26 protein-coding genes are annotated in these 25,551 nt (G+C 66.7%); 8 read left to right on the plus strand and 18 right to left on the minus strand.

What is annotated here, in order from left to right; genetic code table 11:
• A complete protein-coding gene (locus ACIG5A_RS40480; RefSeq protein WP_397250233.1) occupies positions 1 to 1,212 on the minus strand; it encodes a pyridoxal phosphate-dependent aminotransferase in 1,212 nt (403 codons plus the stop codon).
• A gap of 92 nt (positions 1,213 to 1,304) precedes the next feature.
• On the opposite strand from ACIG5A_RS40480, the gene ACIG5A_RS40485 reads away from it, so the two are divergent.
• Together ACIG5A_RS40485 and ACIG5A_RS40490 are read left to right on the plus strand one after the other, a co-directional pair.
• The gene (locus ACIG5A_RS40485) at positions 1,305 to 1,898 is read left to right on the plus strand and encodes a winged helix-turn-helix transcriptional regulator (RefSeq protein ID WP_397250235.1); all 594 of its coding nucleotides are present in this window, start codon (positions 1,305 to 1,307) and stop codon (positions 1,896 to 1,898) included.
• 247 nt (positions 1,899 to 2,145) lie between these two features.
• Entirely contained in the window at positions 2,146 to 3,846 is a 1,701-nt protein-coding gene (locus ACIG5A_RS40490; RefSeq protein WP_397250237.1) for a protein kinase, read from the plus strand.
• Positions 3,847 to 3,917: 71 nt separating this feature from the next.
• Here ACIG5A_RS40490 and ACIG5A_RS40495 read toward each other — a convergent pair whose 3' ends face one another.
• The 3 genes from ACIG5A_RS40495 to lpdA form a co-directional block, all read right to left on the minus strand.
• Positions 3,918 to 4,637 (minus strand): polysaccharide deacetylase family protein, encoded by a 720-nt coding sequence (locus tag ACIG5A_RS40495; protein WP_397250239.1) that lies wholly within the window; start codon positions 4,635 to 4,637, stop codon positions 3,918 to 3,920.
• 89 nt (positions 4,638 to 4,726) lie between these two features.
• Positions 4,727 to 5,149 carry a hypothetical protein gene (locus ACIG5A_RS40500; protein WP_397250241.1) on the minus strand — a complete coding sequence of 141 codons (423 nt, stop codon included), beginning with the start codon at positions 5,147 to 5,149 and terminating at the stop codon, positions 4,727 to 4,729.
• 26 nt (positions 5,150 to 5,175) lie between these two features.
• Positions 5,176 to 6,579, minus strand: a complete 1,404-nt coding sequence (gene lpdA, locus ACIG5A_RS40505; protein ID WP_397250243.1) for a dihydrolipoyl dehydrogenase — start codon at positions 6,577 to 6,579, stop codon at positions 5,176 to 5,178.
• A 556-nt stretch (positions 6,580 to 7,135) separates the two neighbouring features.
• Here lpdA and ACIG5A_RS40510 point away from each other — a divergent pair.
• Entirely contained in the window at positions 7,136 to 8,299 is a 1,164-nt protein-coding gene (locus ACIG5A_RS40510; RefSeq protein WP_397250245.1) for an AraC family transcriptional regulator ligand-binding domain-containing protein, read from the plus strand.
• A 229-nt stretch (positions 8,300 to 8,528) separates the two neighbouring features.
• The gene (locus ACIG5A_RS40515; RefSeq protein WP_397250358.1) at positions 8,529 to 9,542 is read left to right on the plus strand and encodes an NADP-dependent oxidoreductase; all 1,014 of its coding nucleotides are present in this window, start codon (positions 8,529 to 8,531) and stop codon (positions 9,540 to 9,542) included.
• A 140-nt stretch (positions 9,543 to 9,682) separates the two neighbouring features.
• On the opposite strand, the gene ACIG5A_RS40520 is transcribed toward ACIG5A_RS40515, so the two are convergent.
• Positions 9,683 to 10,660, minus strand: a complete 978-nt coding sequence (locus tag ACIG5A_RS40520) for a dipeptidase (protein WP_397250247.1) — start codon at positions 10,658 to 10,660, stop codon at positions 9,683 to 9,685.
• Positions 10,661 to 10,782: 122 nt separating this feature from the next.
• On the opposite strand from ACIG5A_RS40520, the gene ACIG5A_RS40525 reads away from it, so the two are divergent.
• Complete coding sequence (locus ACIG5A_RS40525) at positions 10,783 to 12,846, plus strand: prolyl oligopeptidase family protein (protein WP_397250249.1); 2,064 nt, start codon at positions 10,783 to 10,785, stop codon at positions 12,844 to 12,846.
• A 49-nt stretch (positions 12,847 to 12,895) separates the two neighbouring features.
• Here the strand turns inward: ACIG5A_RS40525 and ACIG5A_RS40530 are convergent, their stop codons facing one another.
• Both ACIG5A_RS40530 and ACIG5A_RS40535 read right to left on the minus strand, forming a co-directional pair.
• Positions 12,896 to 13,828: an NADP-dependent oxidoreductase gene (locus tag ACIG5A_RS40530; RefSeq protein ID WP_397250251.1), complete on the minus strand. Its 933-nt coding sequence runs from the start codon at positions 13,826 to 13,828 to the stop codon at positions 12,896 to 12,898.
• A 14-nt stretch (positions 13,829 to 13,842) separates the two neighbouring features.
• On the minus strand, positions 13,843 to 14,319 hold the full coding sequence (locus ACIG5A_RS40535) for a luciferase family protein (RefSeq protein WP_397250253.1): 477 nt from the start codon (positions 14,317 to 14,319) through the stop codon (positions 13,843 to 13,845).
• Between the two features lie 65 nt (positions 14,320 to 14,384).
• Here ACIG5A_RS40535 and ACIG5A_RS40540 point away from each other — a divergent pair, with 65 nt between their 5' ends.
• On the plus strand, positions 14,385 to 14,822 hold the full coding sequence (locus ACIG5A_RS40540) for a winged helix-turn-helix transcriptional regulator (RefSeq protein WP_397250255.1): 438 nt from the start codon (positions 14,385 to 14,387) through the stop codon (positions 14,820 to 14,822).
• On the opposite strand, the gene ACIG5A_RS40545 is transcribed toward ACIG5A_RS40540, so the two are convergent.
• A complete protein-coding gene (locus ACIG5A_RS40545; protein ID WP_397250257.1) occupies positions 14,819 to 15,679 on the minus strand; it encodes an alpha/beta fold hydrolase in 861 nt (286 codons plus the stop codon). The genes ACIG5A_RS40540 and ACIG5A_RS40545 overlap by 4 nt on opposite strands.
• A gap of 94 nt (positions 15,680 to 15,773) precedes the next feature.
• Positions 15,774 to 16,406 carry a TetR/AcrR family transcriptional regulator gene (locus ACIG5A_RS40550; RefSeq protein WP_397250259.1) on the minus strand — a complete coding sequence of 211 codons (633 nt, stop codon included), beginning with the start codon at positions 16,404 to 16,406 and terminating at the stop codon, positions 15,774 to 15,776.
• 141 nt (positions 16,407 to 16,547) lie between these two features.
• Here ACIG5A_RS40550 and ACIG5A_RS40555 point away from each other — a divergent pair, with 141 nt between their 5' ends.
• Entirely contained in the window at positions 16,548 to 17,042 is a 495-nt protein-coding gene (locus ACIG5A_RS40555; protein ID WP_397250261.1) for a hypothetical protein, read from the plus strand.
• 159 nt (positions 17,043 to 17,201) lie between these two features.
• Complete coding sequence (locus ACIG5A_RS40560; RefSeq protein WP_397250263.1) at positions 17,202 to 17,618, plus strand: hypothetical protein; 417 nt, start codon at positions 17,202 to 17,204, stop codon at positions 17,616 to 17,618.
• 4 nt (positions 17,619 to 17,622) lie between these two features.
• Here ACIG5A_RS40560 and ACIG5A_RS40565 read toward each other — a convergent pair whose 3' ends face one another.
• From ACIG5A_RS40565 to ACIG5A_RS40605, 9 genes are all read right to left on the minus strand, one after another.
• The gene (locus ACIG5A_RS40565) at positions 17,623 to 17,973 is read right to left on the minus strand and encodes a hypothetical protein (protein ID WP_397250265.1); all 351 of its coding nucleotides are present in this window, start codon (positions 17,971 to 17,973) and stop codon (positions 17,623 to 17,625) included.
• 54 nt (positions 17,974 to 18,027) lie between these two features.
• Positions 18,028 to 18,621 carry an alkylhydroperoxidase domain protein gene (locus ACIG5A_RS40570; RefSeq protein WP_397250267.1) on the minus strand — a complete coding sequence of 198 codons (594 nt, stop codon included), beginning with the start codon at positions 18,619 to 18,621 and terminating at the stop codon, positions 18,028 to 18,030.
• Positions 18,614 to 19,078, minus strand: a complete 465-nt coding sequence (locus ACIG5A_RS40575) for a hypothetical protein (RefSeq protein ID WP_397250269.1) — start codon at positions 19,076 to 19,078, stop codon at positions 18,614 to 18,616. The genes ACIG5A_RS40570 and ACIG5A_RS40575 overlap by 8 nt, the downstream gene beginning before the upstream one ends.
• 4 nt (positions 19,079 to 19,082) lie before the next feature.
• Entirely contained in the window at positions 19,083 to 20,090 is a 1,008-nt protein-coding gene (locus ACIG5A_RS40580) for an LLM class flavin-dependent oxidoreductase (RefSeq protein WP_397250271.1), read from the minus strand.
• Entirely contained in the window at positions 20,087 to 20,833 is a 747-nt protein-coding gene (locus tag ACIG5A_RS40585) for an ABC transporter ATP-binding protein (RefSeq protein ID WP_397250273.1), read from the minus strand. The genes ACIG5A_RS40580 and ACIG5A_RS40585 overlap by 4 nt, the downstream gene beginning before the upstream one ends.
• Positions 20,820 to 21,710, minus strand: a complete 891-nt coding sequence (locus ACIG5A_RS40590) for an ABC transporter ATP-binding protein (protein WP_397250275.1) — start codon at positions 21,708 to 21,710, stop codon at positions 20,820 to 20,822. Before ACIG5A_RS40590 ends, ACIG5A_RS40585 begins: the two co-directional genes overlap by 14 nt.
• Positions 21,691 to 23,526, minus strand: a complete 1,836-nt coding sequence (locus ACIG5A_RS40595) for an ABC transporter permease (protein WP_397250277.1) — start codon at positions 23,524 to 23,526, stop codon at positions 21,691 to 21,693. Before ACIG5A_RS40595 ends, ACIG5A_RS40590 begins: the two co-directional genes overlap by 20 nt.
• Before the next feature lies 1 nt (position 23,527).
• Positions 23,528 to 24,679: an ABC transporter substrate-binding protein gene (locus ACIG5A_RS40600; RefSeq protein WP_397250279.1), complete on the minus strand. Its 1,152-nt coding sequence runs from the start codon at positions 24,677 to 24,679 to the stop codon at positions 23,528 to 23,530.
• 346 nt (positions 24,680 to 25,025) lie between these two features.
• Positions 25,026 to 25,490 carry a MarR family winged helix-turn-helix transcriptional regulator gene (locus ACIG5A_RS40605; protein ID WP_397250281.1) on the minus strand — a complete coding sequence of 155 codons (465 nt, stop codon included), beginning with the start codon at positions 25,488 to 25,490 and terminating at the stop codon, positions 25,026 to 25,028.
• Positions 25,491 to 25,551: the final 61 nt, after the last annotated feature.

Genomic DNA, 25,551 nt, shown 5'->3' on the forward strand with positions numbered 1-25,551 from the left:
CTACTGCCGGTAGGTGGCGAGGAAGCGGCCGATGCGTTCGATGATCGCCTCCAGTTCGTCGGCGTGCGGGAGGGTGACGATCCGGAAGTGGTCGGGCCGCGGCCAATTGAAGCCGGTGCCCTGCACGATGTGCAGCTTCTCCTGCAGCAGCAGATCGAGGACGAACTGTTCGTCGTCGTGGATCCGGTACATGTCGAGGTCGATCTTGGGGAAGGCGTAGAGGGCGCCCTGCGGCTTGACGCAGGAGACGCCGGGAATCGCGTTGAGCGCCTCCCAGGCTCGGTCGCGCTGCTCGCGCAGCCTGCCGCCGGGCAGGGTCAGGTCGTAGATGCTCTGGTGTCCACCGAGCGCGGCTTGAATCGCCTGCTGCGCAGGCACATTCGCGCACAGGCGCAGGCCGGCGAGCATCGTCAGGCCCTCGAGGTAGCTCTGCGCGTGCTGGGTCGGGCCCGTCACCACCAGCCAGCCGGACCGGAATCCGGCGCAGCGGTATGACTTCGACAGGCCGGAGATGGTCAGGCACAACAGATCCGGCGCGAGTGAGGCGGTCGCGGTGTGCGGTGTGTCGTCGTAGCGGATCTTGTCGTAGATCTCGTCGGAGAACACCACGAGGTTGTGCCTGCGGGCGAGCTCGAGTATCTGGCGCAGCACCTCCGGCGGATAGACCGCGCCGGTCGGGTTGTTCGGGTTGATGATCACGATCGCGCGGGTGCGGTCGGTGATCTTCGCGGCGATATCGGCCAGGTCCGGGTACCAGTCGGCGTTCTCGTCGCAGATGTAGTGCACGGCGCGGCCGCCGTTCAGCGTGGTCGCCGCGGTCCACAGCGGGAAATCCGGTGCGGGAACGAGTACTTCGTCGCCGTTCTCCAGCAGCGCCGTCATCGCCATCATGATCAGCTCGGAGGCGCCGTTGCCGAGGAACACCTCTTCGACGTCGACATCCGCCACGCCGAGGGTCTGGTAGTACTGCACCACCGCGCGCCGGGCGGGCAGCAGCCCCTTCGACGAGCTGTAGCCGCTCGACGCGGGCAGGGTGCGGACGATGTCCTGCAGGATCGCCGCCGGCGCCTCGAAACCGAACAGCAGCGGGTTGCCGGTGTTCAGCTTGACCACGTGATGGCCCTCGGCCTCGAGCCTGGCCGCCTGCTCGGCCACCGGGCCGCGGATCTCATACGACACGCCCGCTAGCTTGCTCGACTGCTTGACCTGCATGAACATCCCTTCTCGGTGCGAATGCCGACCACTCTACTTGGAAATTCCAAGTATGCACTTGGAATTTCCAAGCTAACGGATACAGTGGGGGCGTGCCACGCCGAACCTACGACCACTACTGCGCCGCCGGCCGAGCCCTCGACGTCGTCGGCGATCGATGGAGCCTGCTGGTGATCCGCGAATTATGTTCGGGCCAGCGCCGTTACAGCGATCTGTTCGCCGACCTGCCCGGCATCAGCACCGATGTACTCGCGGCCAGACTCAAAGACCTGGAGCGCGACGGCATCGTGACGCGTCACCGAGTAGGACCGCGCGCGACCACCGCGGTCTACGAACTCACACCGGCCGGTGCTGCCCTGCGGCCGGTTCTCGACGCGCTATCCGTTTGGGGCACACCACTACTGGGCGACCGCCGTCCCACCGACGCCGTGCGCGCCCACTGGTTCGCCCTACCCATCGGCCGCGCCATCGCCGACCACCTCCCCAAGGGCACCGCCACCGTCCACATCGGCGACACCGTCTTCCACGTCGTCATCGACGACACCGGAATCACCCATCACGACGGCCCGGCAACGGATCCGGACGTCGAACTCCACCTGGACCTCACCGCCGCCACCGCCGTGGCCAACGGCACGCTCCCGCTGGCCGCCGCCACACCGGACACCGAGTGGGTCAGTGCTTCATGAGCTCCGAGACGGTGACGAACGGCGGAACCGTCATAGCGCCCCAGCAACTACCTGCCCGTTGCGAGGTCACTAGCTGCGTCGCCGAGCATGCTTCGAAGGCCCAGACGCCCTGAGGACTTAGACTTCGACCACATGCACGTCTCCGGCAGTGCCCGATTCGATGTCACAGCGGTCCCCGGGACTCCCTCGGCGCAAAAGGCCGCAGCGTATCGTCGGCACAACAAACCAGGGGTGGGAGGAAGCAGCAGTGGCTTACTCGTTGAGGGCAGGGCAGATCTTCGCGGGTTACCGAATTGAACGGCCACTTGGCGCGGGCGGGATGGGGGAGGTGTATCTCGCCCGCGACCCCGGCCTGGAACGGTCCGTCGCATTGAAGGTTCTCGCCCGAGACACCAGCCGCGACCCGCAGCTGCGCCAGCGCTTCCTGCGCGAGGCCGATACCATTGCGCGGCTAACGCATCCCAACATCGTGGCTATCTATACCCGCGGCGAGGATGACGACCGCCTCTGGATTTCGATGCAACACATCGATGGCTCCGACGTGGCTGCCGAGCTGAAACACGGCCCGCTCGCACCAGACCGCGCAACACAGATAATCGCGAAAGTCGCAGAGGCATTGGATTACGCCCACGACGCGGGCGTCCTTCATCGTGATGTCAAGCCCGCCAACATCCTGCTCACTCGCGGAGCGAAGGAACGGGTTTTTTTGGCGGACTTCGGGATCGCCAAAGCTATCGGTGGAACGAGCACTCTGACTCAGGTCGGCGGGATTCACGCCAGCTTTGCCTACGCTGCGCCGGAACGACTGGACCCGAGCGCCACTGTCGGCCGTCAGGCCGACGTCTATTCGCTGGGATGCACACTCTTTCACATGCTGACCGGAGGCCTGCCATACATAGGGGATAGTCCTGCGCAGCTGATAAACGCTCACCTCAACGTAGATGTACCACGACCCACCATCCGGAATTCTTCTCTGCCATCGGAATTCGACGCCGTGATTGCGCGGGCACTGGCCAAAACCCCTGAGGCCCGGTTCCGTGATTGCGGCGAACTCGCTGCTGCCGCCGTCGACGCATTCCACAGCCACCTGCCCCGAATCGGAAAGGTAACCGCGGCCCAGTCGCCGAAGCCTGCCTCACTGGGACCCACCGTCCCCCATCGTCACGCAGCCCCAAAGACCCACCACCTGGGTAAAAAGTCTGCTAGGGACACCGACTCACGTTACTGCCCCATCAACGCAGTTGTCTTCGACTGGCGAGGCACACTTGTCACAGAACTCACCCCCCATAGCTGGGCCCGAGAAGGACTGAAGCGGGCGGGGCGGAATTGCGACGCCGATGCCGCCAAAACTCTGCTGGAAAGGATCCAGACAGCCGCCAGCCAGCCGAACCGACGCCGATCACCGCAGGGCAACGCCAGATTCCACCAGCACAACGCGGCGTACTACGAGGTGTTCGAAGACGCCGGAATAGAAGGTGATCTCGCCGACGCCCTATTCGAAGTGGACTCTGACCCAACCTACAACAAATTCGCCGATGACAGCGCAGACACGCTAACTAGGCTCGCCGAAAAGGGCTGCAAGATAGGCGTTCTCAGCAACATTCACTTCGATATCCGCCCTAGCTTCGTCGAAGCACAGCTCTTCGGCTTGATCGACGAATTCGTCCTGTCCAACGAGCACGGCATCCAGAAACCTGATCCCGCCATATTTCTCCTGATGCTTGAGAAACTGAACGTATCCGCACAGCAAACCCTCATGGTCGGAGCCCGGGTCTATCGCGACGGAGCCGCCGTCGAGCTAGGGATACCTACAATGATCGTCCCAATTCTGACCGACCCTCGCCAACGACGACTCCACCTCGTCACGAGCACCGTCGACGCCAACCGCACCTCATTCGATGCGATGAAGGGCTACGTTCGCAAGTTTCGAGTGAGGCATGGTAGGTGAGCCATCGCGGATCGCCTAGCGCGGCACGGTTGGCCGAGATTGAAGCAGTTACGCACACAGCAGGCTGACCGTCAGTGCTTCATGAGCTCCGAGACGGTGACGAAACTGTAACCGGCGGAACGGAGTTCGGCGACGATGCGGGGGATTGCGGCCAGCGACGGCCCGGCCCACTCGTGCATGACATGCAGCAGGACGATCGAACCGGGCCGCACCTCGCGCACGGTTTCGGCGACCATCTCGTCGGTTGTCGCGATCTTGCCGGAATCGGGCTCGACATCCCAGGTCACGGTGGTGCGGTCGTGGTCGGACAGATACTTGGGCAGCTCCCACAGCTTCTTACCGTTGGGCGGACGGAACGTAATCGGGCCGCGGTAACCGGTTTTCGCGATCTCGGCGTCCGTGCGCTCCACTTCGTCGCGCACCGTGTCACTCGACACGAAAACCATCCGCCGATGGTTGTAGGTGTGATTGCCGATCTCGTGCCCCGCCTGCGCGATCTGTCTCCCGTACTCCGGATGCGCCGCGAGATCACGCCCCATCAAATAGAACGTGGCCGGAACCCCCGCATCCGCAAGCACTTTCAGCACCTCGGGTGCCTTGTCCGTCGGCCCGTCGTCCAGCGTGAGCGCAACCACCTTGTCCCGGGTATCGACCCGGTCCACCAGCCGCCCCGCCAACTGGAACGTCCGCGAATTCATCAAATAGTAGACACCGACCCACAGCCCGAGCAGGACCACAAGCACCAGCGCCGTACCGATAAGCACCCTACGACTGAGCAATCTACGAACCATCCGCCGTGTCTAACAGCGCCCCCAACACCCCGGCCAGCCCCAGAAACTGCCACTACTGACAATCCGTAAGTACCGCTGTAATCGATCGTTCAGCGGCCGAAGGTGAATTCTTTTGCGGGGATGAAGAGTTCGTGGCCGGAGGTGAGGTGGAGGCGGACGCCCTCGGGTTGCCAGTCGGCGGATTCGAGGGAGGGGTGGTCTTCGCCGGTGATGCGGATGTCTACGAAGTGGCCGTAGGAGAGGCCTGGGTCGCTGCCGGAGTAGAGGGAGTAGGTGTCGTCGCGGCGGAACAACCAGGTCCGGGTGCGTACGAGGGCGACGTAGTGGGTTCGGCCGTCGGCGTAGGCGATCGAGGTGGGCTGCTGGATCGGTGCGGAGCCTTCGCGATGCGGCGGGCCCCAGGTGTCGGCCAGCGCGATCAGGCCGACCAGGATCAGCGCGGCGCAGAAGCCGAGTGCGGCGGGCAGCAGGAAACGCGCGGTCGGCCCGGTGGGTCGCGAATTCGCTTGCACCGGGCCGATCGTGCCAGAAGAACGGATCAGAAGTTGATCATGTGCCCACCGAGGCCGTGGAAGGCCTCCTGGAGGGCTTCGCTCAGCGTCGGGTGGGTGTGCACGTTGCGGGTCAGCTCGTTGACCGTGAGGTCCCACTTCTGCGCCAGGGTGAGCTCGGGCAGCAGTTCGGAGACATCGGGGCCGATGAGGTGGCCGCCGAGCAGTTCGCCGTACTTGGCGTCGGAGACCAGCTTGACGAAACCGGTCGGGTCGCCGAGGCCGTGCGCCTTGCCGTTGGCGGTGAACGGGAAGGTGGCGACCTTCACGTCGTAGCCCTCGTCGCGTGCCTGCTGCTCGGTGAGACCGAAGCTGGCGACCTGCGGCTGGCAGAAGGTGGCGCGCGGCATCATCCGGTAGTCGCCGAGGGTCACCGTCGGCGCACCGGCGATGGTTTCGGCGGCGACCACGCCCTGCGCCTCCGCGACGTGTGCGAGCTGCAGCTTCGCGGTGACATCGCCGATGGCGTAGATGTGCGGCACGTTGGTGCGCATGTTGTCGTCGATGGCGATGGCGCCGCGATCGGTCAGCTGCACACCGGTGTTCTCCAGGCCGTAGCCCTCGACGCGCGGTGCGAAGCCGACGGCCTGCAGCACCTTGTCGACGGTGACGGTCTCGATCGCGCCGGACTTGTTGTCCTTGATCGCGACGGTGACCTTGGCGCCGTCGTCATCGATGGACTGCACGGCCGCACCGGTGGTGATGGTGATGCCGAGCTTCTTGTACTGCTTGGTGATCTCCTTGGAGACGTCGACATCCTCGTTGGGCAGCGCCCGGTCGAGGAATTCGACGATGCGCACGTCGACGCCGTAGTTCTTCAGCACATAGCCGAACTCCATGCCGATCGCGCCCGCGCCGACGATGAGGATCGAGCCGGGCAGATCCCTGGTCAGGATCTGCTCCTCGTACGTCACCACGTTGGCGCTCAGCGAGGTGCCCGGCAGCAGCTTGGTGACGGTGCCCGCGGCGATGATGACGTTGCCGAAGGTGATGGTCTCGGTGCCGCCGTTGCTCAGCGCGACCGAGAGGGTGTTGGCGTCGACGAAGGAGCCCTTGCCGTCGAACTCGTCGATCTTGTTCTTCTTCATCAAGAAGTGAACGCCCTTGACCCGGCCGTCGGCGACCTTGCGGCTGCGGTCGAACGCCGCACCGAAGTCGAAGCTCACATCGCCGGAGATGCCGAAGGTCTTGGCTTCCTTCGTGAAAATGTGTGCGAGCTCAGCGTTGCGCAGCAGCGCCTTGGAGGGGATGCAGCCAACGTTGAGGCACACACCGCCCCAATACTTCTGCTCGACGATTGCGGTACGGAGGCCAAGCTGTGCCGCGCGGATGGCGGCGACGTAACCGCCAGGACCGGCACCGAGAACGACAACGTCGTAATGGGAAGTCACGTCACCGAGCCTAACGCTGCCTGGCAAACTTCACCCACCGGTCCCCCGGTGCATTGTGGCGCGAGCCACAGCGGGCGCGGCGAGCTCGGCTAGGCGGACACTTTTCCGAGGTATGGCCCAGAATTCCGCTGCACCGCCGGAAAAGTGTCCACGTAGCCGGGTCCACACCATCGCCCGCACCCCATCGGTCACCGACCGCGGCAGCACACCACGGCACAGTCGACCGAACATCCCCGGCACGGGCAAGCGGTGAATACCTCCAGAGCTTTGATAGCTACCGGCTACCACGGCCCCAGAGCGCCACGCCGTGCACCTGCACACCGCCCGTTCGCGCGTCGAGCACCGACACTCCGGTGCTCGATGCCTCACATCTTCGAGTGGGGCCGTCGTCGGCGCGAACGACCACGCACCGTTGAGCGCGCGACATGTTCGCCTTCGAACGCACGGCATATAGGCGGTTGCGCGCGACGTGCACAAACGCTTCGATGCCGCGCATCCACGAGCCGAGCCGTGCACGCCAGGGCGGACCGACGACCGGGGAGATTACTGTTGGCGCGTGGCAGCTGGCGGACCGGGCATCGACGCGGCGGCCGCCGCACCTCGATCCGCCGCACCTCGATCCGCCGCGCTCGACCCGAGCACCGACGCGACCCCGACCTCGGACGGTCGCGCACCGCTCGACCCGATCGACGGCACCATTTCCACTCATCTCGCGCGGCTGGTGCTGAGCGGCGCGCGACAGAGCGGCGTCGACGCGGAACAACTCACGACCGTGCCGGGCATGAACGAGACCGTGCTGTCCGGCGAACTCAACCGCCTCCCGCTGAGCTCACTGGTGCGGCTGTGGGAACTCATCGCACACGCCGGACCAGAGGCGGGCGCCGGCATCGCGGTGGCCGCCGCCGCACCGCTCGGCACCCTCAACACCTGGGACTACCTGATCACCAACGGTGCGACACTTGCCGATTCGCTACGCGCCGCCCAGCCGTACCACCGTCTGGTCACCGCCGCGGCCGAGGGATTCGACCTGAGTCACGACGACGCGCTGACCATCGGATACCGCACCAGCGCTGGCGATCCCGCGGTATCCGCGGTGGTCAACGAGTACGTGCTCGCCTACTACCTGCGCCGCGCCCGCGAGGCACTCGGGCGCGCAGTGGTCCCCGAGCGCGTCGCTTTCAGCAACCCCGCCCCGCGCAACCATCAGACGCTGATCGCGGCATTCGGCACCGCCCGCATCGAATTCGATTCTCCCGCAGACGAAATCACCTTCACACCGGCCGACGCGAACGCACCACTGCCGCGCGCCGACCCGATGCTCGCCGACCTGCTGCGCAGCCACGCCGACCTGGTACTCGCCTCGGCCCGCCCGATTCCCGGTCCGCTGGAGGCCTTCCGGATCGCGCTCGCGGCCGGGATCACCGCCGGTGACGCGTCGCTGATCACCGTCGCCCACCGGCTCGCCGTAAGCCCGCGCACCCTGCAACGGCAGCTCGCCGAACACAGCACCACCTGGCGGCACGAATACGACCTGGTCCGCTACGAACAGGCGAAATCTCTTCTGACGGAAGGCCGTTTGACCACCGCCGCGATCGCCACCCGCCTCGGATTCACCGACGACCGCGCCCTGCGCAAGGCCTTCCGCCGCTGGAGCGGTGCATCACCGACCCAACTGCGCGCCACCGGCCGACCCCCACAGCGAGCATCTTCAGCGCGATAGCCACCGACGCGGTCAAGCCCCGTACACATGCAATCGCCGAGCGCAGTCAAATGGCCCCCCAATACGGCGTGTCACAGGGCCATTTGACTGCGCTCGGCGGATCTCGGTGGGTGTCACGAATGGACCGGGGGGTGGCGGCGCAGGACCTGGGATCCGGGGGCGGGGGCTCATAACGTCGTCGGTGCCGGATCGAACGGTCCACCGAGTACTACGAAAAGGTATGAGTGTCATGGAGAATCAGCCGACCAACGCCCGTGAGATCCAGCTGGCCGCGCGTCCGGTGGGCGCACCGACGGCCGCGAACTTCGCGCTGGTGGAGCGTCCCATCGCGGAGCTGGCCGACGGGCAGATCCTGGTCCGCAACACCTGGATGTCGGTGGACCCGTACATGCGCGGCCGGATGGACGATCGCGAGTCCTACATCCCGCCGTTCCAGCTGGGCGAGGCATTGGAGGGTTCCGCGGTCGGCGAGGTGATCGCCTCCCGATCCGAGGCGATTCCCGTGGGCTCCAACGTCTCTCACTTCGCGGGATGGCGGGACTACGCGGTGATCGATGCCGCCTTCGCGACACCGATCGATCCCGCACTGGCCGATGTGCACCACTTCCTCGGCGCACTGGGTACCACCGGCCTGACCGCCTATGCCGCGCTGACCGACATCGCACCGGTGCGCCCCGGCGACACCGTGTTCATCTCGGCCGCGGCGGGCGCGGTGGGCAGCGTCGCCGGGCAGATCGCGAAGGCCCTCGGCGCGGGCCGGGTCATCGGTTCCGCGGGTGGACCCGCGAAAACCCGACTGCTGCTGGAGGAATTCGGCTACGACGCGGCCATCGACTACCGGGCGGGCGACCTGGCCGGACAACTGAAGCACGCAGCGCCCGATGGCATCGATGTCTACCTGGACAGCGTCGGCGGCGAACATCTGCGGATCGCGGTGGACGCCATGCGGCCCAAGGGCCGGATCGCACTGGTCGGCGCGATCAGCGGCTACAACGGCGACGCGCAGGAGGCCGGGCCGGACCTGTACAAAGCTGCGACCAAGGAGGTTTCACTGCGCGGCATGCTGGTCAGCAGCTACTTCCCGATCTTCGGCGAGTACATCGCCACAGCGGCGGGCTGGCTGGCCGACGGCACCGTGCGCACCAAGGAGACCGTGTACGAGGGCCTCGAGCAGGCTCCGGCCGCTTTCCTGGGCGTGCTTTCGGGCGCCAACACCGGGAAGATGCTGGTCCGCCTCGGGTGAACGGCACGTCGGGCGAACGGCGCGACCTCCTGGGTCGCGCCTCCGCCGCGTGGCCGCTCGGCGATACCCGTCGCCACTGGGGCCCGGCAGTCACGCCGCATCCGTTGTGCGGCTTCCGTCATCGAGGCCGCCGGATCATGTCAGTCGCGCCACACCTGCCCCGCCGCACGGGCGAAGTTGCCGCCGAAGACGGCGGCCCGATCCGCCTTGCTGAAGCCGCGGGCGGCCAGCAGCTCGTCCAGACCGGGCACACCGTCGCGCCCGAGCAGATCTTCCGGCGGAACCCATTGCAGCGGACCCCATTTGGTGAAGTCCTCGGAGAAGGCCCCGGGATTGTTGGCGATTTCCTCGTTGAACTCCGGACCGTCGAACGAATAGTCGGAGCTGACGCCGATGTGCTCGATGCCGACCAGCTCCACCCCGTAGGCGATGTGCGCGGCCATCGCCGCCACCCGTTCGGCGCGCTCGTCTATTCCGTTGCACCCCAGGAAGATTCCCACACCGTTGATCCCGATCACGCCGCCGGTCGCCGCACAGGCCCGCGCCTGATCGTCGGTGATATTGCGCGGATGTGCCCACAGCGCGGCGAAATTGGAGTGGCTGTAGATCATCGGCACGGCGGTCAGGTCCGACATCTCCAGGCCGGTCCGCGCCGAGCAGTGCGAACCGTCGACGAACATGCCGACCTCGTTCATGATGCGCACCAGATCCCTGCCGTAGTCGGTGAGCCCGGTGTCCTCGGTGTCCAGGCAACCGCAGGCGGCCTCGTTGGCGTAGTTGTAGGCGGGCAACAGCGAGCGGACGCCGAGCTCGTAGAACATCGCGACGTTGTCCAGCTTCCCGCCGAGCGGGCCCGAATCCTCCAGGTCGAAGGCCAGCGCGATGACCTCGGGATCAGCGCCGATATCCGCGTGCCCGGCGACGAGCCGGAACCGCCCGTCCGCGCGGGCGGCGTCGCGGAAATGGTGCAGCAACGCCAGCGAGTCGTCGGTCGACTGCGGCGAGTAGCCGACGTTCACCGACAGGTACGAGCCGAGCGGATAGCGCGCCAGGTCCGCGATCCGGGCCGATGGCTGCAGCGGCAGACAGCAGTGCTGCTCCCAGAGAAACGGTGGCAAAACACAAACCTCCTGGTCGGATCGGTCTTCGACCTCCGATCGTACGGAGCCGAACCGCTATGCGACCGGCGCAAACGACCGTCTCGGAGCGATCGAGCGCAGAGCTCGGCAACAATGTGGGCATGAACGGCGTTGACGACACTGTGACCGATCCTTTCCTGTGGCTCGAAGAAGTGACCGATGAGCGAGCGCTGGACTGGGCGCGTGCGCACAACGATGTCGTGGTCGGCCGGTTCGCCTCGTCGGACCGGTTCACCGAGTTGGAGCGCCGCATCCTGGACATGCTCGACACCGATACCAAGATCGCCTATCCGGGGCGGCGCGGCCGCTGGCTGTACAACTTCTGGCGCGACGCCGAGCACCCACGCGGGCTGTGGCGGCGGACCACCTTCGACGAGTACGCCAAAGAGTCCCCCGACTGGGACGTGCTGATCGACCTGGACGCGCTGGCCACCGCCGAGGACGAGAACTGGGTGTGGGGCGGCGCCGGGGTGCTGCGTCCCGAGCAGTCCCGTGCGCTGATCAGCCTGTCGCGCGGTGGCGCCGACGCCAAGGTCGTCCGCGAATTCGATATGGAGAAGCGGGAATTCATCGCGCAGGAGGACGGCGGCTTCTTCCTGCCCGAGGCGAAATCGCAGCTCGGCTGGATCGATATCGACAACGTCTATGTCGGAACGGATTTCGGCCCCGGCTCGCTGACCGACTCCGGGTATCCGCGCATCGCCAAGCGCTGGCATCGCGGCACACCGCTCGACGAGGCCGTGACCGTGTTCGAGGGCGAGCCGGGCGATGTGGCCGCCTCGGCGGGCTACGACCGGACGCCAGGCTACGAGCGGCATTTCGTCGGCCGCGCCACCGACTTCTTCAACGAAGAGGTATACCTGCTCGAATCCGACGGCACGCTAAGGCATCTCGACGCACCGACCGATGCGAGCAAGTCCTGGTACAAAGATTGGCTCACCATCCGGCTGAAGACCGCGTGGGAGGTCGGCGGGCAGACCTATCCGTCCGGCGCGCTGATCGCCATCGATTTCGACGCGTTCCTCTCCGGCGCGCGCGATTTCGACGTGCTGTTCACCCCGGATGCGCACACCTCGCTGCACGGCTACGGCTGGACCGAGAACCATCTGCTGCTGATCACCCTGCAGGACGTGCAGACCAAGCTGCACGTGCTCACCCCCGGCGCGGACGGCTGGACCACCGAACCGCTCGCCGATACCCCGCCGATGGCGACCACCAGCGTGATGAACCTTGACCCGCTGGAGGGCGGCGACGAATTCATGCTGACCACCAGCGGATTCACCACGCCGGGCACGCTGCTCGCCAGCTCGGTGGGCGGCGCGACCACCCAGCTCAAGCAGGAGCCTGGCTTCTTCGACGCGGACGGTATCGAGACCGAGCAGTTCTTCGCCCGCTCCGATGACGGAACCATGGTGCCGTACTTCGTGATTCGCCATCGCGATCACAAGGGCGCGCCCGCGCCGACGGTGATGTCCGGCTACGGCGGGTTCGAGGTGTCGCGCACCCCCGCCTACAGCGGGGCATCCGGCATGGGCTGGCTCGAACAGGGCGGCACCTGGGTGATGACCAATATCCGCGGCGGCGGCGAGTACGGTCCGGAGTGGCACACCTCCGTGCAGAAGGAGAACAGGTACAAGGTGTACGAGGACTTCTCCTCGATCGCCAAAGACCTTGTCGCGCGCGGCATCACCACCGCGGGCCAGCTCGGCGCGGTCGGTGGCAGCAACGGCGGCCTGCTCATGGGCGTCATGCTGACCAGGTATCCGGAACTGTTCGGCGCGATCGTCTGCCAGGTGCCGCTGCTGGATATGAAGCGCTACCACCTGCTGCTCGCCGGCGCCTCGTGGATCGCCGAATACGGCGACCCGGAAAAGCCGGAGGAATGGGCGTACCTCAGCAAGTACTCGCCGTACCAGAACACCAGCGCCACAACGGCTTACCCGCCGATCCTGCTCACCACCTCCACCCGCGACGACCGCGTGCACCCGGGCCACGCCCGCAAAATGGCGGCGCTGCTGCAGGAGGAGGGCCACACCGTCTGGTACCACGAGAACATCGAGGGCGGCCACGGCGGCGCGGCCGACAACAAGCAGTCCGCCTTCCAGGCCGCGCTGATCTACGAGTTCTTCACCCAGATGCTCGTCGAGGGCAAGAAGTCCGCCTGAGCTCGCCCTTGCGGTCCGGGCTCAGCCCCGGACCGCAAGGCGCAGTGGACTACTCGATGGTGATGGCCAGTTTGCCGAGCGTGCCGCCGGTGAAGGCGGCGATCGCCTGCGGCGCCTCCGCCAGCGGATACCGTCCGGCGATCGGCACGCGCAGCGCGCCGCTCGCCGCGTCGGCGGCCAGCCGGTCCAGCGTGGCGCGATTCGGGTCGGACATGATGGTGACCGCCTTGATGTCGCGCGCGGCGGCATGCTCCGGGGTGAAGTGCACGGTGGAGGCGAATCGCCCACCCGCGCGGATCAATTCGGCAAGTACCCGCCCCTCGCCCGCCAGGTGCACGACCGCGTCGACACCATCGGGACGCAATGCCATGACCTGCTCGGTCAGGTCGCCACTGTGGTCGACGACGAGGGCGGCGCCGAGCCCGGTTACGAAATCCGCTTCCGCACCGGGCCGCGCGGTCGCGATCACGATGGCGCCGCGCGCGACCGCCAGTTGAATGGCATAGGCGCCGACACCGCCGGTCGCCCCCGAGATCAGCACGGTCGCACCGGCATCGAGCTCGACCGCGTCGATCGAGTTCAGCGCGGCGGTACCGGCCAATCCGAGCGCGCCCGCAGCCGCGGGATCGAGCCCGGCCGGAATCGCGGCGATCCCGTATTCCGCAGGCACCGCGACATATTCGGCCCAGCCGCCCTGCCCGAGCGCGGACCGCATGATCACACCGAACACCGCATCACCCACCACGGCGGTGCTCACCTCCGCGCCCACCGCGGCAACGGTCCCGGCGAAGTCCTTACCGGGCACCACCGGAAACTCGTACTCGTAAACACCTTTCAGATATCCGCCCAGCACGCCGAGATCGAAGCCGTTGATCGACGAGTGCCCGATCCGGACCAGCACCTCTCCCGGTCCCGGCTCGGGGACCGGCAGCTCGGTCAGCAAGGGACTCTGGCCGAAGTCACCGAAGGCAACTGCACGCATGATGTATTCGCTTTCTACTCAGTGGGATCGGTGGCCTGCTGCCACGAGGCACGCAGCACCGCGATGGCCAGGTCGAGTTCGTCCGCGTCGCGTGGCGCGTACAGCATCACGATGCTGTCCGGCCATTCCGGGCGGCGGGTGATCGGATGCGGTTCGCCCCAGCCCGCCTCGGTCAGCGGCGCGATGAACCGTTGCGGCACAGTGAGATGCAGGAATCCGCTCCGATGGATATGCCCGAATTCGTCGCGACTCGGATGCAGGAACGCGGCCCACGGACCGCGCGGCTCGCGCAGCCGCAGCGCCAGCGACGCCGGTTCGGAGACCTGACTCGGCCCGGTGAATACGCCTGGCAGCTCCTGTGCCTGTGCGACCAGCGCGGCCCGGATCTCCGGCGGCGAGAACTGGTCGAGCTGATCGTGGGGAATCTCCCGGCCGGTGGTCGTCGGCCTGATGCCGGACCGCCTAGGCGGGGTACTGAGATCGACCTCCATGTACCGCACTTTCTGTTCGTTACTTACTTCTTGTGCGCATACCGATTCTGGTCGAGAATGGCGGGATGAGGGAAGAAGGCACTTTGACCCGCGTACCGAACACCGGTGTGCGTGCCAACGCGGTACCCACCGGACCGGTCGGCGCGGAGGCATCGATCTGCCAGCTGCGCGATGTCCTCGACCGGGTCGGCGACAAGTGGAGCGTGCTGGTGATGGCGCTACTCGCCGGTGGGCCGCAACGCTATTCGCAACTGCAACGGTCGATCGACGGCATCTCCCAGCGCATGCTCACCCTCACGCTGCGCAGCCTGGAGCGCGACGGGCTGATCCTGCGGCACGTGACCCCGACGTCGCCGCCGCGGGTCGACTACGAGCTGACCCCGGTGGGCGCGACACTGTCGACCCACGTCGGCGTGCTCATCGAATGGGCCGACGGGCACCGCGAATACGTGGCGACAGCACGGCGGCACTACGACGAGGCACAGGCCGCGCAGCCGAATTAACGGTCGCGCAGCCACTTTTCGAGCTGGTCGACCGTGCTGGTGTAGTTCGGGATCCAGCCGTTGTGCCCCAGCGGTTCCGGCTGATGCCAGGTGGTCACCTCGGCATCGGGCAGCTTCGTCAGCAGATGTTCGGCGGCGCCGGGCGGGGTGAGATCGTCGCCGGTCATGGTGATCGACAGCACCGGCAGCTTCAGGCGCGCGATCCGCTCCTCGTAGTCGATATCCGCGCCGACCGGCACGAACCGGCCGGTCCGGGCCAGCCGGGCCCAATCGGAGATCAGCACCTTGGACTGGCAGCCGAAGCCTGCCTTACCGAGCCGATCGCCGGGCCAGAACCCGGCGATATTCGCGGTCAGCGAGGCGGCGGCCGTGCCGAACAGGATGCCGGGACTCGAAAGTCCCGGGTAGCCACGGTAATACGGCGTTCCTGAGGCGATCAGGATCAGCCCGCCGAGCCTGCCACGGATGCGGGAGGCGTACATGACGGCAAGCTGCCCGCCCATGCTGTGCCCGAGCAGATACGGCGTGCTCTGCGGGAACCGGTCGCGCACCACCTCGAACATCGCCGGGAAATCGACCGAAACCAGTTCGTGGTAGCCGTAGGCGCTGGCCGAGCTCGGCTTCGGCCTGCTGTCGCCGTTGCCGCGCAATTCACCGATGGCCGCGTCGAAGCCGCGCCGCGCCAGCCCGAGCGCGATCCCCTCGTAGTACCCGGCGGGGACGCCGAGCCCAGGCACGATCACCACGACCGGACGCGGCGCATCCGGCGTGACCGGGTGACGATGAGCGCCCTCGGCCGGGATCAGCCGCACCGGAACGGTACTTCCGTCCGGCATCTGGATCGGAACGATCTCCATCCCTGGCACGCTACCCGGCGCCTTCGGCCATCGTCATCCCGGCGGATCGGCGCAGCCCGCGGCTGCCGCACCACCGCCGGATCCGGCGATGACGTCAGGCGCCGACCGCACCCATGATCACCCGGCTGAGCACACGGATCACGTCGTCCAGCGGTGGCCGCGGATCCGATCCGCTCCAGGAGTCGACCACGTAGTTGACGGCGCCGATGATGGCGAGCACCCGCATCTCGTAGTCGCCGGGCGGGATCTCGCCGTGCATGGCGGCATCCTCGGCGGCGCTCGCCAATAGCGAGCCCCAGACCCGGCGCAGCTCCAGGCGGAACTTCTCCACCTTCGGCCCCGCGCCGACCACCTCGACGAGCGCCACCCGCGCCTTGCGCGGATCGGAGCCGATGGATTCGACGTAAGCGCGGACGGCCGCGTCGATGATCTCGAGCGCGCTCGCATCGGCCTTCGACTCCAACGCGGTGGTGACCGCGTCGCGCGATTCCCGATCGATCTGCTCGTAGAGCTCGAGTAGTAGGGACTCGCGGCCGGTGAACTCCTCGTAGAACTGACGTGAGGAGAGCCCGGCGTCCTTACAGATCGCGCCGACCGAACTATTGGCGTAGCCGTCGCGCGCGAAGACCGTCAGTCCCGATTCCAGAAAACGCGCACGCCGCTGACGTTGCCGGTCCTCGACGGGTTGCCCGGCATACATTCGTCCCGTATTCGCATCCTGTGACATTGGGGCAGACAATACCGAAGCGCCCGATGCCCCCGTCATGGATCGGCTCCTTCGTTACCACCTTCCGCAAACCACGTGATAGCCGAAAGTTGGCCAGACAGTAGCTCACTCGACGATGGCGCACCACTCTGCCATCACTGGATGTTTGCCAAATCGAGCGCATTCGAGCACCCGCGCGCACCCGATGTGTTTTACAGGAGTTTTCTAGCATATTTTATGCCGTGGATGCCGACATTTCACACCAGCCGGTTTTGTCCCATTCCGCACGCGATAGTCATTGCACCCGGGGCAATTTCACTCTCCGCCACCACAGCCGCCGCCACCCCCGCCGCAGCCGCCGCCACCGCACCCGTCGTGGCCACCGCTCCCGTTATTGCCACCCGAGCACCCACCGCCGAGATCGATCAAGGCGGCATGAGCCACAGTCCACTTCCCCCGATTTCGCTTCGCTTTGCGCAGCCGCCGCGCCTGCCGCACCGCGCGCACGGTCTGCCACAGGAGCAAACCCCCACCGGCAACACCGAACAGCACCGCGTGCGGCGTCCGATCCGTAACAAGACTCACCGCAACCAGCCCGCCGCAGACAACGACGATCGCGAGCCCGGTGACAAGGTTCCTCCCCATACTCCCGAGTGAACCCCGAAACGGACAATTTGGAAAGCCCTTATTCGGCAACGATTCCCGCGTTCGCGCCGGATACCGGGAGTAGCCCGCCTAAAATTCGAGTGCGCAGGCTTGTCCGCGCAGTTCTCGGCTGATCCTCACCTCGCATTACCGCGTGAAAGGGAAATTGCCATGAGCATGCAGGTCGCCCAACCCGACGGCAAGATCGTCACAGTCGCCAGCACGGATACCGAAATTACGGTAGCCCGGCAGCATCCCGACGGTAGCCCGGACACCTATTTCGGCGTCGACGGCACCATAACCACCGTTATCGGCGACGGCGCCAGGGCGGCCGGAATCGCCTGGCAGCCCGACGGCAGATTGGTCGCCGCCGCGAGCACCGATACCGAATTCGCGATCATTCGCTACAACATCGACGGCAGCAGGGACCGCGGATTCGGTTCCGAGGGAGTTGCCAGGAAGTCCGTCGGAAAGGGTTGCGTGGCAACCGATATCGAAATCGAACCGGATGGCTCCCTCCTCGTCACCGGAATGAACACGGTGAGCGAGGTCGTCGCGAGGTTCAGCGACTCAGGGCAACCGAGATAGGGCCTCAGCTACCGCCGCCGCACCCCCCTCCGCCACAGCCGCCGCCACCGCCACAACCGGAATGTCCACCACCGCAACCGTGGGAATGACCACCGCCGCTGGAATCGCCGCCGCCGCAACCGCCGACCCCGTCGCCCGCACCGGCGGCGCTCCAGTGGCGGTTACGGCTGCGTCGCCTGGTGTCGCGGCTCGGCGGCGGCGCGCCGCGCTTGAGCTGCACCAGCGCCCAGACAGCGAACCCGAAAGTGAAGATCATCAGCGGTATGGCGAGCAGATAGCTGCCCGCCGCGAGCTGTGAAACGGTCAGTCCCCCTACGAAAACCAGAATGACGACCAGAATGAATATCCTCCCCATACCTCCAGTGAACCGGATAGGGGCGGACGCGCAAAGTAACGATTCGACGAACGGTCAGGCGGGCACTTCCGGCTCGCCGAGGCTGAGCATCATCCGGTTCGCCCAGGAGAACGAGGCAGTCGAGAGCACTAGATCGTGGATCTCGTTATCGCGCAGGCCCACCGCGCGCAGGCGTGCGATATGGGCGGCCTCGGCGCGCGGCGGCTGGGCGGCCAGCGCGCTGGTGAAATCGATGATGGCGTCCCAGCGTTCGTCGATCCGCACGCCGGTGCCCTCGTCGAGCAGGCGCTGCACGTCCTCGGTGCGCTTGGACAGCTGTGCGGTGAAATGCGAGTGCACGGAGGCGCAGTACACGCAGCCGTTGTGCCGCGAGGTGACGGTGGCCGCCAATTCCCGCTCGGCCCTGGACAATCCGTCACGACTGTAGAAGATCTCCTTGTCGTTGGCGCTGCGATGGGCGAGCACCTCGGCATTGCGGGCGAGCAGCCGGAAGTACGGGCTCTCGCCGCGCTGTCCCTCGAGCAGCGGCCGCTGCCGGTCGTCGGCATCCGCCAGCGCGATCGGCTCGGCCCACGGCGCCCAGTCCAGCGTCTCCTGGGTGAAACCGGCAGGGCGCCTCGGCGATTCGACGTCGCGCACCTCACTCATGCGAATCTCCGATCAGTGCGAGCCCGGCCAGCAGCCGGACCTGGTAGTTCACGAATCCGACCAGCTGGGTGACGGTGACGATGTCCCGCTCGGTCAGCCCGGCGGCGAGCAGCACATCGATGTGGGTGTGCGCACTCGTCACCGGGGCGGTGGTCAGCCGCGCGGCATGCCGTAGCGCGGCGGCGAGCACACCGTCGCCCGCCGAATCCGGCTCGGTTCCCGCGCTGCCCGCGGACTCGGCATAGTGCGCGGCAAGGTCTTTCGCGTCGGCGAGCGTCGCGGCATGGGCGGCGACGGCGGCAAGCCGCTCCCGCCCGAAGGCACGCCCCGCGGGGCCGTCGAACAGCGCGTCGTGCACCGCTTGGGTGTGGGCGACCACGGCGGGCCTGGCGTCGCGGACAGCGCGCACGGCTGCCGCGCGCTCGCCGCCGAGCACCGCATCGATGACGTCGGTCACGGAATTACCTTTCGCTGACATGCCAACCCAGTTGCGGCGCAACCTTGGTGGCGATGAGTTCGATCGAGCGCAGACTGGCCCGCTGATCCGGATCGACCGGATGGATCTGCACGATGAGGTCACCGGCACTGGCCGCCACATCGGCCGCCAGCCGCGCCGCGACGTCGTCCGGTGTGCCGATGTAGGAGTCGCGCAGCACGTCGTCGACGGTTTCCGCGAGTTCCGGTGTGCCTGCGGTGCGCAGGTGGTCGAGGAAGCGGATCGCGCCGCGATGTGCCTGGCGCAGCGCCTCTTCCCGGTCGTCGGCGACGAAGACGCTGCGGGAGGCGCCGATTCGCGGTGCGACGCCGGTGGGCAGTGCATCCAGGTAGGCGTCGATCAGCGGTCGCTGGACCTCGTCGATCCTGGCATCGGGTGCGGCCGGATCACGCGGTTGGGTCCGCGAAAGCAGCAGGCCCGCACCCGCCCGGCCCGCCCTTTCCGCACCGGCCACCGAAAAGGTGGCCTGCCAGGTGCGGTTCCGCAGTCCCTCGGCCGGTGGATGCAGCCGCCTGCCCGGAATCAGATCGGATCCGTCGAGCGCCTCGGTGATCCGTGCCAGCTTCTCGGCGTACACCCGCTGCCGTTCGGCGCCCGGTACCCCGAAGAGATCGAACGAGCTCTTGGATCCGCCACTGCCGAACCCCAATTCGAGCCTGCCACCGGACAGAGTATCTAGCACGGCCGCGTCCTCGGCGGCCCGGATCGGATCCTCCAGGCCGAGGGTGACGATCGCCGTGCCGAGCCGGATGCGGGTATTGCGGGCGGCGGCGTGCGCCAGGAAGACGAATGGCGACGGCAGCCCGCCCTCGGCCGGATCGACGTGATGCTGTGCCACCCAGGCGACGTCGTAGCCGAGCCGCTCGGCCAGGTCGATCTGCGCAAGCGCGTCGGCGTAGACCTCGCTCGCCCGCTGCTCGTCGTGGTGACGAACGAGCCTGGTGAACAGGCCGAGCCGTTTGCGGTAGGTCATGCGGTCACCTTTCCCAGATAGGCGTCGCGGACGGCCGGATTGCCGAGCAACTCCCCTGCCGTACCGCGCAGCACGATCTCGCCGCCGCGCAGCACATTGCCGGTGTGCGCGATGGACAGCGCGAGCTCGGCCTGCTGTTCGACAATGAGGATGGCCAACCCCAGTTCGCTATTGAGCCGGGCGATCTCGTCGAGCACCCGGTCGACGAACAGCGGCGACAGGCCCATGGTCGGTTCGTCCATGCAGATCAACCGTGGCTTGCTCATCAGCGCGCGGGCAAAGGCGAGCATCTGCTGCTCACCGCCGGACAGGGTGCCCGCCTGCTGGTTTCGGCGCTCGCGCAGCCGGGGGAAGTGCTCGTAGAGTTCGGCCGCGCGCGCGGCGAGCACCGCGCGGCGTTCTTTGCGGATGTATCCGCCCACATGCAGATTCTCCTCGACCGTCATGGCGGGAAACACCCTGCGCGCCTCGGGCACCGAGGCGAGACCGGCGGCGATGCGCGCGGCGGGCGGCTTACCGGTGACATCGACGCCGTCGATCCGCACGGTGCCCGAACTGGGGCGAAGCAGCCCGAGCGCGGTCTTCATCGTCGTCGACTTCCCGGAGGCGTTGCCGCCGAGCAGCGAGACGATCTCACCGGGACGGACCTGGAGCGAGACCCGGTCCAATGCTTTCGACGGCCCGTAATGCACTGTGACGTCGTCGAATTCGAGGATGGGCGGAGTGGGGTCACTGTTCGGCACCGGCGACCACCTTCCCCTCGTGCGCCGACCTGGCGCGCCTGCGGCCGAGGTAGGCCTCGATCACCCGCTCGTCGTTCTGCACCTCGGCGGGTGTGCCCTCGGCGATGACGCGGCCCTCGTCGAGCACGATCACGCGATCGGACAGCGAATTCACCAGTTCGAGTTTGTGTTCCACCAGCACGATGGTCTGGCCCTGCGCCTTGAGCTCGGCGAGTTGTTCACCGACCTCGGCGGTCTCGGTCTGGTTCATACCCGCGGCCGGTTCGTCGAGCAGCAACAGGATCGGTTGCAGCGCAAGAGCTCTGGCGATCTCCGTGCGCCGCCGGTTGGCGTAGGACAGCGTGTAGGCGTTGTGTTCGGCACGCGGGACCAGACGTTCGGGGAACCTGGCCAATTGGGCATCGACCAGCGCCGCGGTCCGGCGCCGCTCGGCGCGCACCGTGGGCGATGGCACGAGCGCGAGCAGCAGTTCGGCGAGCAGCGGGAGCCAGCGCAGGACCGGATACCGCGCCAACCCTGGCAGCGGGCGGGCCGCGCGCAGCGTGGTGTGCAGGCCGACCTCCACGTTCTCCCGCACCGTCAGATTGCCGAATACCCTGCCGTTCTGGAAGGTTCGCGCCACGCCGGCCGCCGCGGCCGCCTCCTGGCTGCCCGCGCGCAGCCGCGCACCGCGCACCAGAATCTGTCCCGTGTCGGGGCGAAGCAGCCCGGAGATGAGATTGACGGTGGTGCTCTTGCCCGACCCGTTCGGGCCGATGATCGAGACGAATTCGCCTGGGGCGACGGACAGGTCGACGCCGTCGACCGCGTGCACGCCACCGAACGACTTGCGCAGCCCGGTCACCGCGAGCACCGGTTCACCTGGCGACTTGGACACGATCGCTCCTCACGAGAATGCCCTGCGGGCGGAACCGGATGATCAGCAGCAGCGCGACGCCGTACAGCAGGATCCGCGCCTCGGGCGCCAGCCGCAGCGCCTCCGGCACACCGATCAGCACCACCGAGCCGAGTATCGCGCCGTAGGGCGATCCGGTGCCGCCGAGCACCAGGATGGTGACGACCAGCAGTGACATCGGCAGATTGAACACGGTGGGGTCGATGTAGCTGTACTGGTGCGCGAGCAGCGCGCCCGCGATGCCGGAGAACAGCGCGCTGATCGCGAAGGCCAGCGCCTTGTAGTCGCGGACCGGGACGCCGGAGGAGCGCGCCGCGATCTCGTCCGCGCCGACCGCGCGCAGCGCCGTGCCGAGGCGCGAGCGCTGGATGCCGACCACCACCGCGAGCGTGATCGCCAGTACCACCAGATCGAGCAGGAAAACCTCGGTGCCGTCGGCCAATTCACGGCCGAACACGGTCGGCACCGGAATGCCGAAGATGCCGTAGCTACCCCTGGTCAGCGATTCCCAGTTGCGGATCACCGCGACGGTCACGATGCCGATACCGAGCGTCGCGATGGCGACGTAATGCCCGTTCAAATTCCACAGCGGCGCCGCGAGAATCGAAGACACGACGGCCGCAACGACTCCCGCGGCAACCAGCGCCGCGAGGAACGGCCAGTCGTGGTTCACGGTCAGGATGGCCGAGGTGTAGGCGCCGATCGCGATCGGTCCGGCCTGGCCGATCACCAACTGTCCGGCCGAGCCGGCCACCAGCGTCATCGACACCGCGACAATGGCATACGCGAGAATCTGGGTGCCGACCACGATGGCGTAGTTGTCGGCCACCAGCGGGACGACGATGCCCGCCACCGCGAATACCGCGACGATATGCCACCAGCGCACCCGCAGATGCCGTCCCGCGCCGAGGAAGGTGCCGGTCAACGGCTCGCTGGCGATCGAGGGCAGCTTCGCGAGCAGCCCGCCCGGACGCAGGATCAGGAACCCGACCAGCACACCGAAGGTGATGAGATCCCGGTAGCCGTCACCAAAAATGTAGATGCCGTACGCCTCGACGATGCCGAGCGCGAAACCACCGATCACCGCGCCGGGAATCGAACCGAGGCCGCCGATGGTCGCCGCGACGAAACCGGTGAGCCCGGCGAGCGATCCGCTGGTCGGCGAGATGTTCGAGTTGTAGAGCCCGACGAAGATGCCAGCCAGCCCACCGAGTCCCGAGGCGATCGCGAACGCGAGCACCTGAATACGGGCCACCCCGATCCCCATCTGCGCGGCGGCGTCGGGATCCTGCGCGGTCGCCCTGATGGCCAGGCCGTAGCGGCTGAACCGCAGGAACCCGGCCAGCCCGAGCATCACCACCACGGTGATCGCGAGCATCACCAGATCGGAGGTGCCGAAGCGTACGCCGCCGACCTGAAAGTTGTTGGTATCGAGCACCTGTGGGAACGGCCTGGTATCCGGGCCGAAGATGATCTGCACCAGGTTCTCGATGATCAGGCCCGCCGCGACCGTCGCGAGCAGCGCGGCGATCGCGGGCGCTTTGCGCAGCGGATGGACCGCGATGACGTCGATCGCGATGCCGACCGCGCTGGTCACCGCGACCACGAGCACGATCGTCAGCCACAGTGGCACACCGTGTTCGGCGATCAGCCACCAGCCGAGGATGGAGCCGAGCGCGAACACCGCGCCGTGCGCGAAGTTGATGACGTTGGTGACGCCGAAGATCAGCGTGATGCCGACGGCGAGCAGTGCGTACGCGTTGCCGTGTACCAGCCCGGCGATGAGAGTGTCGAACATGCTAGCGGCTACCGGCCGGCACGAATTTGCCGTCCTTCAGCACCAGCTCGCGCGGCGTCACTCCGTTCGGGCGCCGGGTCTGCTGATCGAAGGCGAAGGTGCCGAGTCCGATTCCGGTGAACTGGGTTTCGGTCTCGAGGCCGTTCAGCACGCCCTCGCGGGTCGCGCCGCCCTTCTTCGCCGCCTGCACGACGACCTTCAGCGCGTCGTAGGCATAAACGTTGAAGTCCCCCGGATCGGTGTTGAACTTCGCGCGAAACTTGGTGACGAAATCCTGGATCTTCGGGTCCGGATCGGCCGGGCTGAACACACCGTTGACGATGTCGCCCTCGGCCGCCGCGCCGGCGAGCGAGATGAACTGCGGTGTGTTCTGGCCGCCGAAGAAGGGGCCGGTGAACCCGACGTCGCGCAGCTGCTTGACCACCAGCGCACCGTCCGGCCCGTAGCCGAGGTGCACGAACGCCTCCGGATTCGCCTCACGACCCTTGATCAGGATCGGCTTGACGTCGGTGGAGTCGGGCAGAATCGGCGAGGAATAGGCGATCTCGATGCCCTTCTCCTTGGCGAACTTCTCGAAGAACTGGAAAGCCTGTTTGCCCCAGTCGGTTTCGAGGTAGACCACCGAAACCTTCTTGGCCTTCTTCTTGACCCACTCGGCGTTGCGCTCCTGGTACACGTCGAGGGTGATCGACGGGCTCCACGAATAGGCGCCACCCTTGGTGAAATCCACCGCCGAATTGGTGAAGCCGTACTGGACGAGCTTGCCGCGGTTGTAGATCGGCGAGGCCGCGATCGACGCGGGGGACGAGAAATCGCCGAGCTCGGCGATGATCGACTTGTCGTCGACGAACTTGGTCGCGATCGGCACCGTCTGCTTGGGATCGGATTGCGAATCCGCCCACTTCAATTCGACCTTGCGGCCGTCGATGCCGCCCGCGGCGTTGATCTCGTCGAGTGCGAGGTCGAAGCCCTGCTGCCATAGCCTGCCGTACTCGGCGGAGGTTCCGGTCCTCGGGCCCGAGATGCCGAAATACACTGGGCCGCTGCCTGACTCGCCCTTTCCGGAATCACCGCAGCCGACGGCAAGGCCGACGGTGGCCGCGGCGACGACTACGCCGGCGACGATGCGGAAGCGGGACGAGATCTTGCTCATTGCTGGTAATTCCTAACCCGAATCCGCCGGAAGACCTCCGGCGGATCGAAGACACACTTGTGGACACGCATGAATGTGGCTGTCATGCGCGTGAATTCACGCGGAGCGCGAAGTTATCGAGGTGTGCGCGTACTGTCCGGTCGCGCTACGAGCAGCGACAACAACAGCAGCAGCTGGGTGATTTCCGGTTCATGGTGTCTTCCTCATCGTCAGCAGAGAAACGGTAACAGGACCTTTCGCCCGCTCAGGGCGTCCTGCCCACCTGGCGGCACCGGCGCCGGCGGCTCGAGCTGGGGGTTTACCGGCCGCTCGTCGTTTCGATCAGGTTGACGCAAAAGCGGTGATATTACTTCTTCTTCGCCGCAGGCTGCTCGGGGCGAATCGCATCCAACGCGTCCGCGCAGCGAGTGAACAAGTCCAGCAGCGTATTTCGCTCCGCCTCGGTGAATTCGGTGGCCAGCGTGCGCTCCACCCGGACCGCGGCGGCATCGGCCTGCTTCAGCACGGCCGCGCCCTCGTCGGTGATCCGGATCTCCAGCACGTTCCTGTGCCATTCGTGCGGCGTGCGTTCGATGTATTCGCGGTCCTGCAGGTTGGTCAGCACGGTGTTCATCGTCGGCGGCGTGACGCCGCACAGCCGGGCGAGCGCGGCGGCCGAGATACCGGGGTTCTCGCCGAGGTGTAGCAGGGCGGCATATTGCGCGACGGTGAGCCCCGCGGGCTTCAACGCGGCGTTCTTGGCCGCGCTCAGCGCCTGTTCGGCGCGCTTGATGTAGCTGCCGATGCGCTCGGAGGCGGGCATGGACGTCATCTCCGCATCGTATCTGCCCGCTCCTTCATAAGACTCTTGACGATCATTAGAGTACTAATAT

The sequence above is a fragment of the Nocardia sp. NPDC052566 genome, from assembly GCF_044547285.1.
In the GTDB taxonomy this organism is placed as follows: Bacteria; Actinomycetota; Actinomycetes; order Mycobacteriales; family Mycobacteriaceae; genus Nocardia.